This window comes from Shewanella hanedai (assembly GCF_007197645.1).
Lineage (GTDB): Bacteria > Pseudomonadota > Gammaproteobacteria > Enterobacterales > Shewanellaceae > Shewanella > Shewanella hanedai.
This window is the reverse complement of record NZ_VKGK01000008.1, coordinates 13,063-25,935: the sequence shown is the minus strand read 5'-3', so window position 1 is coordinate 25,935 and position 12,873 is coordinate 13,063. Positions and strand designations below refer to the sequence as shown.

General features: G+C 44.2%; 8 protein-coding genes and 1 tRNA gene. 5 read left to right on the top strand and 4 right to left on the bottom strand.

Annotation, left to right across the window (positions count from 1 at the left end):
• The first annotated feature begins 14 nt into the window (after nt 1-14).
• Complete coding sequence (selA, locus tag FN961_RS08345) at nt 15-1,472, top strand: L-seryl-tRNA(Sec) selenium transferase (protein ID WP_143564100.1); 1,458 nt, start codon at nt 15-17, stop codon at nt 1,470-1,472.
• Nucleotides 1,469-3,376 carry a selenocysteine-specific translation elongation factor gene (selB, locus tag FN961_RS08340; protein ID WP_143564099.1) on the top strand — a complete coding sequence of 636 codons (1,908 nt, stop codon included), beginning with the start codon at nt 1,469-1,471 and terminating at the stop codon, nt 3,374-3,376. The genes selA and selB overlap by 4 nt, the downstream gene beginning before the upstream one ends.
• Here the strand turns inward: selB and FN961_RS25780 are convergent.
• Nucleotides 3,354-3,448 (bottom strand) — tRNA-Sec (locus FN961_RS25780). The genes selB and FN961_RS25780 overlap by 23 nt on opposite strands.
• Nucleotides 3,449-3,597: 149 nt before the next feature.
• Between FN961_RS25780 and fdhD the strand changes: the two genes are divergently transcribed.
• The gene (gene fdhD, locus FN961_RS08335) at nt 3,598-4,461 is read left to right on the top strand and encodes a formate dehydrogenase accessory sulfurtransferase FdhD (RefSeq protein WP_143564098.1); all 864 of its coding nucleotides are present in this window, start codon (nt 3,598-3,600) and stop codon (nt 4,459-4,461) included.
• A gap of 45 nt (nt 4,462-4,506) precedes the next feature.
• On the opposite strand, the gene FN961_RS08330 is transcribed toward fdhD, so the two are convergent.
• Nucleotides 4,507-5,886 carry a sigma-54-dependent transcriptional regulator gene (locus FN961_RS08330; RefSeq protein WP_143564097.1) on the bottom strand — a complete coding sequence of 460 codons (1,380 nt, stop codon included), beginning with the start codon at nt 5,884-5,886 and terminating at the stop codon, nt 4,507-4,509.
• A complete protein-coding gene (locus FN961_RS08325) occupies nt 5,887-7,929 on the bottom strand; it encodes an ATP-binding protein (RefSeq protein ID WP_143564096.1) in 2,043 nt (680 codons plus the stop codon).
• Nucleotides 7,930-8,316: 387 nt separating this feature from the next.
• On the opposite strand from FN961_RS08325, the gene FN961_RS08320 reads away from it, so the two are divergent.
• Nucleotides 8,317-10,107, top strand: coding sequence for a flavocytochrome c (locus tag FN961_RS08320; protein ID WP_143564095.1), 1,791 nt, complete (start codon nt 8,317-8,319; stop codon nt 10,105-10,107).
• A gap of 539 nt (nt 10,108-10,646) precedes the next feature.
• On the top strand, nt 10,647-11,219 hold the full coding sequence (locus FN961_RS08315) for a hypothetical protein (protein WP_143564094.1): 573 nt from the start codon (nt 10,647-10,649) through the stop codon (nt 11,217-11,219).
• Between the two features lie 500 nt (nt 11,220-11,719).
• On the opposite strand, the gene FN961_RS08310 is transcribed toward FN961_RS08315, so the two are convergent.
• Complete coding sequence (locus FN961_RS08310; protein WP_143564093.1) at nt 11,720-12,709, bottom strand: class 1 fructose-bisphosphatase; 990 nt, start codon at nt 12,707-12,709, stop codon at nt 11,720-11,722.
• Between the last annotated feature and the right edge of the window lie 164 nt (nt 12,710-12,873).

The window sequence follows — 12,873 nt, the reverse complement described above, 5'->3', positions numbered from 1 at the left end:
TTAGACGAAGACTTATGACTCAAGCTATCAACTCAACCCAAGCCCTTTACCGTTGTTTACCTGCAATGGACAGTTTGTTGCTGATACCTCAAGTGATCGGTCTTACAGAGCAACAAGGTAAAGCGTGGATTAAATCGCTATTGGCACAGATGCTTAACGATGCGCGTCATAACATTGCCAAACATCAAAGCATGCCAAGCTGGTGCCAGCAACCAAACGATATTGTCACTGAGCTTAAAAAGCGCATTGCATTGCAGCAACGACAAAGTATGAATCCAGTAATTAACTTAACGGGCACTATTTTGCATACCAATTTGGGGCGGTCGCAAATGTGTGAAGCGGCAATCGATGCGGTCATATCTGTGATGCGTCACCCGGTGCCACTTGAGTTTGATATGGGGCAAGGCAAGCGCGGTCATCGGGATACAGCAATATCAGCCTTAATCCACGAACTTACGGGAGCTGAAAGTTGCTGCATCGTCAATAACAATGCCGCTGCAGTGCTATTGATGCTGGCGGCTACCGCGGCAGGTAAAGAGGTGATTGTGTCTCGTGGTGAGCTAGTGGAGATTGGCGGCGCATTTCGCATTCCCGACATTATGGTACAGGCCGGTTGTAAGTTGGTGGAAGTGGGGTGCACTAATCGCACACACCTAAAAGATTACGTAGCGGCGATAACTGAGAATACCGCAGCGATAATGAAGGTGCACACCAGCAATTATCATATTAGTGGCTTTACTAAAGTGACCGAAGAGGCTGAATTAGCCGCCTTGTGCAAAGAAAAGGGCATTGCGCTTATTTCGGATCTTGGCAGTGGCGCTTTAACCGACTTATCACGCTTTGGCTTATCAAAAGAGCCAATGCCTCAGCAAATGCTTGCCGACGGGGTTAACTTAGTCAGCTTTTCTGGTGATAAGTTACTGGGCGGCCCACAAGCTGGTTTGGTTGTGGGGGACGCGGCGCTGATTGCTAAGCTGCAATCTCACCCGCTAAAACGGGCACTACGCTGCGATAAAATGACCCTTGCCGCACTCGAAGCGACCTTGATGCAATACCGCAACCCAGCGACATTAGACGTTCACTTGCCCATCTTTAAAAAATTGTCCCGTCCACTTGTAGAGTTAGCGGGTTTAGCCCAACTGCTAATGTCGGTTTGCCATGATTTTAGTGCGCTTTTTGAAGTGTCGGTACAGGCTAGCCAAACACAAGTCGGAAGCGGTTCTCAGCCTGATGTGTTGTTAGATTCACTATCCTTGTGTTTTAGCCCTAAGCCGGAGAGTCCATTGAGCTTATTACAACTGGATAATCTATTTAAGACGGCAAGCATGCCCATCATTGGCCGCTTGGCGAACAATCGACTTTGGTTGGATCTGCGTGGCTGTGATAATGAAGCGCAGTTAGAACAGGTTTTACTTCAGTTGGGTCATAAGCTGGCTAATGGCGAGCCGTTAGAAACTGGAGTGTTGCGATGATTATCGTGACAGCGGGTCATGTAGATCATGGTAAAACCAGCTTAATCGAGGCGCTTACGGGCACCAATGCCGATAGACTACCGGAAGAAAAACAGCGCGGTATGACCATAGAGTTAGGCTATGCCTTTATGGATCTTAGCGACAATCAGCGTTTGGCGTTTGTTGATGTACCTGGCCACAGCAAGTTTATCAATACCATGCTGGCAGGGGTGAGTTGCGCCAAGCATGCGCTGTTAATTATAGCCTGTGATGATGGTGTTATGCCGCAAACGAGTGAGCATTTGGCTATATTGCAACTGCTCAATCTTGAACACCTAATCGTGGTCCTGACCAAGCAAGATAAAGTGGACAGTGCACGGATCGAAGCAGTAAAAGAAGAGGTTAATCAATTACTGAGTCACAACCACAGAAATAGCCCCATTCATGTGGTATCAGCGCAGACTGGACTGGGCATTGCCGAGCTTAATCAAGCGATTAAACAGCTGGCCAAAACTCAGATAGATGAGCTCAGTCGAGCAAGTGAACAGGCCAGTTTTAGAATGGCGATTGATAGAGTCTTTACCGTCAAAGGAGCTGGTGTCGTTGTCACCGGTACTGTGATCAGCGGTCAAGTGAGTCAAGGCGAAAGCTTGTATGTGTCAGGTCTGAGCAAAGCGGTCAAAGTGAGGACGTTACATAGCCAAGGCCGAGTGAGTGAGCACGCTTATACTTGTCAGCGTGTCGCACTTAACGTAACGGGTACCAACCAACACCGAGGCATCCAACGCGGTGACTGGCTAACAGCCCTTGCACCGTTAGCACCGCCTAAGGTGATTTGCGGTGTATTTGAAACGTGTTTACCGTTTAAGCATTGGCAAAGCGTGCAAGTGCATTTAGGCAATAGTCACACTACAGCTCGAATTGGCTTACTCGAAATGCTTTCAGACAATCAAGCTTTGGTTGAGTTGCAGTGTGAGCAGGTATTTTCATGTGTAGAGCAGGACCGCATTATTATTCGCGATGCGGCGGCGAAAACGACATTGGGTGCATTGCGCGTACTTGATATAGCCCCGCCAAATCGAGGCAAGCGCAGCCCACAAAGGTTGAGTTATTTAAAGACTCTCAAAGAGAGTGGGACTCTTTCATCAAGCTTACTAGCACAAACAGCCGCCCATTGCGTGCTAAAATCTACGTTTATATGGGCTAATCAATTAAGTGCTAACAGCGACTTGTTAAGCCTGAGCGAAAGTATCCATGACGTTGATGGGTATTTGGTTTCAGAGGTGCTTAACGAACAGATTGAACAGCAGTTATTAACCTTGGTGAGTGAGTACCATCAGGCCTCACCAGAGCTTTTAGGCTTAACCATTAATCGTTTACAGCGCATGACTCATGGCCAATACCCCTTAGCGGTATTAATGCGTGCTTGCGATAACTTGTCCCTAAAAAATCGGTTAAATAGCACCCGTGGCTTAGTGCATCTGCCCCAGCATAATTTAGCGCTTTCAAATGATGAACTGTTGCAGTGGCAACAGATCAAGCAGTACATGCTTACGGCTGGTGGACCTTTATGGACATCAGATCTGGCACAGCACAATAATCTAAATTTAGACGTAGTGGGGCCACTTTGCCGCAAACTTGTTCAGCTTGGTTATATCTCGGCGATTATTAAAGATCGTTATGTGCTTACTGAGCGCCTTTACTTTTATGCCAATGTTATTCGAGATCAAATCAAGACCCATGGTGAAATAAAGACAGCTGATTTCAATTCAATGATTCAATTGGGCCGTAAAGCCAGTATTCAACTATTAGAGTTTTATGATCGCAGCGGATTAACGTGGAGAAAGAAAAAAGATAACTCAAGAGTGATACGAGATAGCAGTATTTTTATCACGAGTGATTTGGCGGAAGAACATAGGAGTTGAACCTACCCGGGACTGCTGGCAGCCCCACCTGGATTTGAAGTCCAGACGTTTCACCGGAAACGACGTTCTTCCGTATCACTTGCGCGGATAATAGAGGCTTTTATTTTGCTAAACAATATCAATCAATTTGTATATTTATAAAATGTGAGTCCGACAGTCTGTTTTCGACTTTGATGACGATAAGTGGGACATTATTTACCATAAAGAAATGGAATATCACTATGATGGAACTTGTGTGCGGGCTTAATAATGTTACCGAGCAGGTTGAAGTGACGTGTTTTCGAAATGACAGAAAACAAACCTTGATAGAAACAGTGGCAACAGAGGTGAGAGTTGCTCTGATTTATAACGGTGTTTCTCACGTGGTGATGATGGCCAGCCCAACGGCATTGAAAGAGTTCGCCATTGGTTTCAGTTTGTCTGAATCGATAATTCAACGTACTCAGGATATTCGTGGGATTGAGATTGAAGAAATAGCGACTGGGATCTTGATACACATAGAGATTAGTCAGCGTTGTTTTATGCAGTTGAAAGAACATAGACGCAGTCTTTCAGGGCGAACGGGGTGTGGGATCTGTGGGGTTGAACAAATTGAGCAAACCGTTAAACCGACCGTAAAAGTAACAGGGACTAAACGGTTTGACTTAACCCATTTAAAAAGGGCATTAGCTAATCTCCATAAGCATCAGCAGACTTTTAATTTAACAGGCGCGACACATGCCGCCGCTATGTTGTCAGCAGAGGGCGAGATCACCTCTTGTTTTGAGGATGTGGGTCGACACGTTGCCTTAGATAAATTAATTGGTCATATGTCGATGGATCATTCATCTGATCAAACCGCATTATTGCTGACGAGTAGAGCCAGTTTTGAGATGGTACAGAAAGCGGCTATTGCAAATATTAGTATTGTATTTGCTATCTCTTCGGCCACCTCTTTAGCCATTGATATTGCCCATAAATCAAATATCACCTTAGTTGGTTTTTGCCGTGAAAATAGGGTGACGATTTACACCCATCCACAGAGGCTGTACTTAGAGAATGAAACGTCAACAGGGATTGAGAATAGCCATCTTGCCGTTATGTGAAATAAGTTTCGGGTTAAAGAGTCGCAGAGTCAGTGGCTTTATGTTTTACTGGCCTTTAAGGCGACGACTCAGCGCGCTTTGACTGATCCCCAGCATCTGAGCTGCCGCTGTTTGGTTACTGGCAGTGCGGCTCATAGCCTCGTTAATTAATGCGTTACTCATTTCGGCGAGAGTGGGGAGCTTTTTGGGAAAAACCATTTTGTTCGCTAATGTCCCCGTGGTACTTTTTTGCTCATTAATCGCCTCCATAAAAGGGGTTGTATTGAGCTGTATGCCGTTACTGCGGCTGACACTATCAAACACCATTCCTTTTAATTCATGTAGATTTCCAGGAAAGCTATAACCCTCTAATTGATGAGCTAAATGACTCGGCTGTTGAGGGCTTTCAAGTCCCATCTCTTGTGCTGCCAATGCAATAAAGTGATTAATCAACAGTGAAAGATCCAGTCTTCTTTCTCTTAAAGGAGGCAGTTTGATCTTATGTGAACGCAGTCTATAGAGCAGATCGCTACGGAATTTTCCCGCGATATTCAGGGCGAGAAGATCGTCTTGTGTCGAGGTGATTATTTTACATTTTACCGGGTAAGGGCGATCACTGCCTATGGGGTAGTATTGCTTATGCTCGATAACATCGACCAATTTTGCCTGTGCTTCAAGTGGTAGTTCACCTATCTCATTGAGATAAAGTAAGCCGTTACCCACTTGGTGTAATATCCCTACCTGAGCTGAAATCTGGCCATCATCTTTTGTGTGGAGTTGACCAAAAAGCTGCAGCTCAAATGCTTGAGTGCTGATACCAGTTAGGTTTACATTGATGAAAGGCGCATTGCGGCAGCACAGTTGATGACAAGACTTAGCAAACTCATCTTTGCCCGTACCACTCTCTCCTTGGATAAGGATAGGTTCAGGGCTTAGGGCTACGGCTTCGAGATAACGAAATTGGTCGAGCAAGGCTGGCTCGCAAGTTAAGATATTATTAAAGGCTTCAGGTTGGCTAAGAGTGCGGCTCAAGAAGCGCTCTTTTATGCGAATATAGTTACGTTCAAGCCCGACGACCTCTAATGCTCTTCGCACTGTTCTGGCTAAATCGTCGACCTTGTCCGTTTTAATAAAGTAATCATAGGCGCCATTTTTGATACAGCGAACGGCAGTATCCACCTCGTTAACGCCCGTCACTATGATGACTCGAGTCTTGGGGAAATCCGATCGAATCATCTCTAGTAATGTTTCCCCAGAGTGAAATGGCATAGTCAAATCGAGTAAGACTAAGGCGTAATCATCCACAGATAGGCGGTTGATAACCTGTCTGCTGTCGACGCAGGTATCAACGTGGGCTTCAGGCACCAGACGATTTAAGGTGAGTGCTAAGGTTCTTAACCATGCTGCTTCATCGTCCACTAATAGGATATTTCTGGCTAATTTCATTTAGTTGTACCTACTATCAGATTCTATTTTTTGCTTCGAGTCTTCAATAGACGTTGATGCTAAAGGGAAGATTAATTTGATTTGAGTCCCTACACCTAACTGTGAACTAATCTGCATCTCACCATGATGCTCTTTGATGATTCGACTGCACACAGAGAGGCCTAAACCCGTGCCGCCGCAGGAACGTCTGGTAGTAAAGAAAGGCTCTGTAATGCGTTTCAGTGTTGCTCTATCCATTCCTGTTCCAGTATCTGTAATAGTTAAGCAGGCGCTGTTAGCCAAGGTGCTCGTTCCGATGGTGATAAGGCTGCTATGAATATCAGATGTCGGTTTTGATGCGTGACAAGCATTTTGAATCAAGTTTATTAATACCTGTTGTAGCTGCTGGGCATCTCCGAGCAACTCAGGCGCTGGCTCTTGTAGATGACATTCTAATCGGAATAGTTTTAGCTGGTTTGCGGTTAATCTAAGAGAAACCATGACAACTTCATTGAGCTTGAACACCTGATATTCACTGGTGATATTAGGCCTTGCATAGCACTTTAAATCGTTAACGATACGGCTGATACGGTTGGCTGCGTCGTCAATGGTCGAGCAGCTCATCTCAAGCTCACTGATGGCGTGTTTCGGCTCAAGCCCCGCAACAGACCAAAATGGATTTTGCTGTAAATAACATTGTGCCGCAGGTTTTAGATCATTCATGGCGTGATTTAAAAAGGCGATGGAGTGAATGATAAGTCCTGTTGGGTTGTTGATCTCGTGGGCAACACCAGCGGATAGTTCGCCCAATGAAGCCAGACGACTTGATTCATTGTTTGCCTGTCTTAGTGCGTGTTGTTCTGTGGCTTCTTCTAACAGGATAACGGCTTGATCCATATCGATTGGGTGGATCTGCAGTTGCCAAAATTGGGTGTGGTAACTCATGTCAGCAGTTAAGGACTTTTGTGTGTTTAACACTTCAGTTAACGTGGTTTTGAGCTGAAAAGTTTGACCATGATTGAAGTAAAAGTCCGGACTTTGTAATAGCTGGTTGTTTTTGTCATTGCTCCATAGGCATTCACATTCACGATTATATAAGGTGACACCATGGGGAATACCGTTGAGTACCGATTGAAACTGTTGCGACAATTTTAGTATTTGGCTTTCAACTTGTAGGCGTTGATTCAGCTCGACTTTTAACGATTGAGTGCGTTTTCTTAGGCTCCTGCTGATATAAACAGTGAGTATGGTGCCTAACGCAGAGATGATACTGACTAAGGTTGCTAGCCATAACATCCTATGTTGAGTTGATGTCAGATCGACCTTTTCACGGCCTGTACCAAACCATTCATTGACGAGCGTGTCATATTCACCGGACAGTTTTAATTGCCTTAGTGCATCATTAATCTGTGCCATTAACGGGGCATTTTTGCCATTTGTGACAAAGTTAAATGCACCATATATCAGTGGATCACTTGAGCTTCTGATCGAGGGATAAAATGGCAATAATCGTCTGGCGACAAAATTCTCCGCCAGTACAACGTCGACGTCTCCTTTTATCAATAATTGAAAACCTGTCTCATATAAGTCGACATCCACCCGCTCAAATTTCTGTTCTTGGTCTGACAGGTAGACGTCAACAAAAGCACCTTTTTTAATGGCGACACGTTTGCCTGCTAGATCGTGCCAGCTATTAATAAACGCCTTACCTTGTAAGGTGTAGGCTTTTGCGTGGGTGGCATAGATGGGATCGGATTGGCTGAGTTGCCTGTCGATGCTGACAGGGCTGACAATGGCGACCACATCAATATCACTTTCAGGTGAATGGACATCTGTCAGTAGCTGCTGAAACGTTTTGCGCCTAATCAGAATTCTCGCTCCAGAAAGCTGGCCGATACGGTTCATCAGTTCAATATTAAAACCTTGATCGACCCCGTTACTGCGCCATTCAAGAGGGGCAGTTTTGGAGTGAACACCGAAAGTGATGCTATTTGCTAAGCTAGCTTGTGCGTGGCCTGCTTGAATCGTACAAGCGAACAACAGCAGTAATAATATAAGTTTCATGGGCTTATTTTATCAATACCCTATAAAGGGAAATGTGGCATCTAACGCGAATTCAGATATTTTCCCTATGTTTAACCACTAGAACTCCTCCTTTTTCTGCTTCGTCAGATATTTTGTGATCTACCTCTTTAGGGGGTATGCACAATTGCATAATGGCCAATTTATCAATGCACTTTTGCATGACAGTAAAATTGAGCTGTGAAGTTAGCTTGATTTTACTGTCATGTTTGTCGCTTCAACTTGAGAGAGGCTGAGGGATAGCGGAAAATCTATGTGAAATAGAGGGCTGACGATATCAGTGATATTGCGAAACTCTAGCTGAAAATAATAGAGATGAAGGTTCGATTAAAGCAACAAGCTTGCTTTGAGAGAGCACTAGGAGACGTGATGAAAAAGCTTAAAAGTGCCATCTACTTGGCAACACTACTGGGAACTGTTGGTTTAGCGGCTAACGCCACTGCGGCAGAGAACCTTGCCGATTTCCATTCTGAAAACCAAGAGTGTGATTCTTGTCATACCCCTGACGGTGAGTTATCTAACGATAACCTTAGCTATGAAAATGCTCAATGCGTTTCATGTCACGGCTCTATGGATGAAGTGGCGGAAGAGACGAAGCATGAGCACTACAATGCCCATGACTCTCACTTCCCTGGTGAAATCGCCTGTACCTCTTGTCACAGTGCTCACGAACAGTCCATGGTCTATTGTGATTCTTGCCATAGCTTCGATTTTGATATGCCTTATGCGGGTAAATGGGAGCGTCACGAGCCTAGCATTGCTGAGCTTGCCAAAGATAAATCTGAGCGTGAAGCGGCTTTAGCTGCTGCACCACTTGATACTGTCGATGTTGTTGTGGTCGGTTCTGGCGGCGCTGGATTCTCTGCTGCCGTTGCGGCGCACGATAAAGGTGCTTCTGTTATTCTGATTGAGAAAGAGCCAGTTATTGGTGGCAATGCAAAGCTAGCTGCTGGCGGCATGAACGCTGCTTGGACAGATCAACAGAAAGCCAAAGGCATTGAAGACAGCGTTGAATCCATGAGAAAAGACACCATGAAAGGTGGACGCGATCTTAACGACCCTGCTTTGGTTGATGTGTTAGTGACTCACTCAAAAGGCTCTGTTGATTGGATGACAGCTATGGGCGCAGACCTCAATGATGTTGGTCGTATGGGGGGCGCATCGGCTAACCGTTCACATCGCCCAACAGGCGGTGCAGGTGTTGGTGCTCATGTGATTCAAGTGCTTTATGATAACGCGGTTAAACGCGATATCGACATGCGCATGAATACCCGTGGTATTGAGATCATCAAAGATGACTCCGGTAAGGTTGAAGGCGTACTGGTTAAAGGCATGTACAAAGGCTATTACTGGATTAAAGCTGATGCAGTTATTCTGGCAACCGGTGGTTTTGCGAAGAACAACGAACGTGTCGCTAAGCTAGATCCTAAGCTAAAAGGCTTTATCTCAACGAACCAACCAGGCGCAACCGGTGACGGTATCGACGTAGCAGCAAATGCTGGTGCAGCGATGACAGATCTACAGTACATCCAAGCTCACCCAACGCTATCTGTTAAAGGTGGTGTGATGGTCACTGAAGCGGTTCGTGGTAACGGTGCTATCTTGGTTAACCGTGAAGGTAAGCGCTTCGTCAACGAAATCACGACACGTGATAAAGCTTCTGAAGCTATTTTGAACCAAACAGGTCAGTCAGCTTATTTGATTTTCGATGATTCTGTTCGCAAGTCACTGAAGAAGATCGATAAGTATATTGGTCTTGGGGTTGCTCCAACTGCCGATACGCTGGTTAACCTAGGTAAGCTTGAGAATATCGACGGCAAGGCGCTGACTGAAACTGTCGCACGTTACAACACCTTCGTGACCAGTGGTAAAGACGCAGACTTTGAACGTCCTAACTTGCCTCGTGCACTTAATGAAGGTAACTACTACGCCATTGAAGTGACACCTGGCGTACACCACACCATGGGCGGCGTTAAAATCGACTCTAAAGCTGAGATAATGAATGCCAAGCAGCAAGTTATCCCAGGCCTTTACGGTGCTGGTGAAGTAACCGGTGGCGTACACGGGGCTAACCGCCTAGGTGGTAATGCTATCTCTGACATCATCACTTTCGGTAGAGTGGCCGGTGAAGAAGCAGCGACATACTCTAAAAAGAATTAGTAAGAAGAATTAATCTAAGAGTTAATCTTTAAATTGAAAGCCTTCATTTTCCGATGAAGGCTTTTTTGTTTGTGTGACTTAGGCTATGAGTGGCCTAAGTCACAGCCGAGCTTTGAACAGGGGAGGCGGGGAGCTAACACGTTATTGTGAGCATTTAGAAAAACGACGACGGTATTTCTCAAAAAGTTGTTAACACTTTCAAGCTGATTAATCTGTCCAAATAACCTTATCATCGACATCATTTATGATAAAAAGTATGGTTTGAATCTCCACGCCAAAATTTCATGGTTTCACCACTACAATAACCATTCTCAGCCTTATATAGACTTCATAGTCCATCTCAGAAGTCTAAATGAAATTTAGCGGTGAGTAGAGTATTGATAATCTACAGTCGAGTCGTTATGTTATTGATTAACAATGACTGGCTCGATTTATCAATGCTACTAATCATCAATTAATCATCTGAAATGAGATGCTATTTGGTAGAAATAATAATGGATGTCTTTATAGCTTGTCTATTTCAATATAATAGGAAAATAATGAAACTTAAAATAATATCAACTTTATCAATGCTTTTTGTACTTACAGCATGTTCAACAACAGGTTACGTTGTTGCGCCAGATAAAGAGACAGCTTCGCTAAGAATTATATCAACAGAAAGTGGGAACACACCAGTATGGATTGATAAAACAGAGGGTTGTATCAATCATGATTTTCTTCCTGGTGGTGAGATAGCAGTATTAGGAGCTAAAGCTAACTTGATGGCTGATCGCCAAGCCGGTCGAAGAATAGGAATGCCACTATATCGTTCTGATGTTCATGAAAAACAACAAACTGAATTAGAAGTAGAAGCAGGTGTACCTATTTCATTTTACTTTGCTGGTGTCTGGGTCGATGGCACAAACACGCGAATCGATGGCTATACATACTGTGTTAAAGAAGTTGATTTTACGCCTATAAGTGGTGCCAATTATGAGGCTGAATACTTTGTAGATAACATCGATGGGAAAGAGCAATGCACAATAAAACTCTTTGATATTGTGAGTGAAAACGGTAATTTTATCAAAAAAGAAAATCAAAACTATAAACTTACAACTGAGCCTTGTAAATAATAATGAATGTGGCAATCTCGTTATCAAGATGGGCCACTTTATTAGATTTCCCTACGGCACCTAATCTCTGATAAGTCTCTTTAAAAACTGTGTTAGATAGTGTTCTAAATATATAGCTAATGCCCTAACTCAGTTATGCTCAAAACAGCGTGACAAGTAAATTTAAAATCGAAGAGGTTAACACTCAGGTGTAGATGCGCCTGTGAGCTTCGATGACATGGATGTCATCGTAGAGACTACAGGGATTGTACTTGCGTCGTCTCACAGGAGTATCTGCACATAAGGCATGCTGCAAGCAATAGATTGAAATTGTGGCTATGGTTGACAATCAACCATCAAATACCAATTCCGCCCAATGAACCCATCTTAAAAAGAGACTTGAAACTTGCTATCAGGCAAGTCAGCAATAACTGCGAAAAAGTAATAAAAAAAGCGCAACCCTAATGACATCGGATTGCGCTTTCTTATAAAGAAGAGATCGTCAGCTTAGCGATTGAAGCTTAAATATTTGGTTCTTCGCTGTAATCTAAACCGTGATACTCAAGACACGCATCGACTTCGTTTGCCGACCCTAAGATCACAGCTACACGCTGATGGATCTCGCTTGGCTCGATATCCATGATGTTCTCATAGCCTGTCGATGCTTTACCGCCAGCTTGTTCAACGAGGAATGACATTGGGTTAGCTTCATACATGAGTCTTAGCTTGTATGGCTTCTGTGGATTCTTATTATCAGTAGGGTAAGTGAAGATACCGCCACGAGATAATACACGGTGAACATCGCCGACCATGGCGGCAATCCAACGCATGTTAAAGGCTTTTTCACGCGGGCCAATAGTGCCAAGGAGCAGATCACTGATGTAAGTTTGCATTGGTGCTTCCCAGAAACGCTGGTTAGACATGTTGATTGCAAATTCACCGGTGTCTTTAGTGATGCTCATCGCTTCGGTCGTCAGTAAGAATTCATTGGTTTCAGGATTAAGGGTGAATAGCTGAACACCTTTACCTGTGGTTAAGGCCAACATGGTTGAAGGACCATATAATACGTAACCAGCAGCAACCTGTTTGCGGCCCGCTTGCAAGAAACTCTTTTCTGATAGCTCACCGCTTGGGGCTGGCAGTATTGAGAATATCGTGCCGACTAATGAGTTGATATCAATATTTGATGAACCGTCCAGTGGATCGAAGCAAACTAAATAGTCACCTTTTTCACCAGCTTCAACAATATAATCTTCCTCTTCTGATGCTAAACCGCGAACAGTATTGTCAGATTTTAGGGCATCTTTGAGCATGTCGTTGGTGATAACGTCGAGCTTCTTTTGGGTCTCGCCTTGAACGTTTTCCTGCTCAGTTGCACCGAGTACTCCAGCTAGTGCGCCATGGCGTACGGCGTGGCTAATCTCTTTTGAGGTGTTCGCTAACGTATGAATAAGCTGAGTCAGAGAGGCGTTTACCCCTTGCGAAGTCAGATTTTGAGCCAAGGTTTGCATGTTATTTCCTATGACAGTTTCAATTATTGCTTGAGGGCAGGTCTTTTTATTGTGCGCATGATACCTGAAATTGAACCTTTTTTCAGCGTTGTTAAGCCTCTTAGTGCTGAATTTTATTGAATAATTGATAGTTTCTATTTTATCCAACTTTAGGCACAATGATG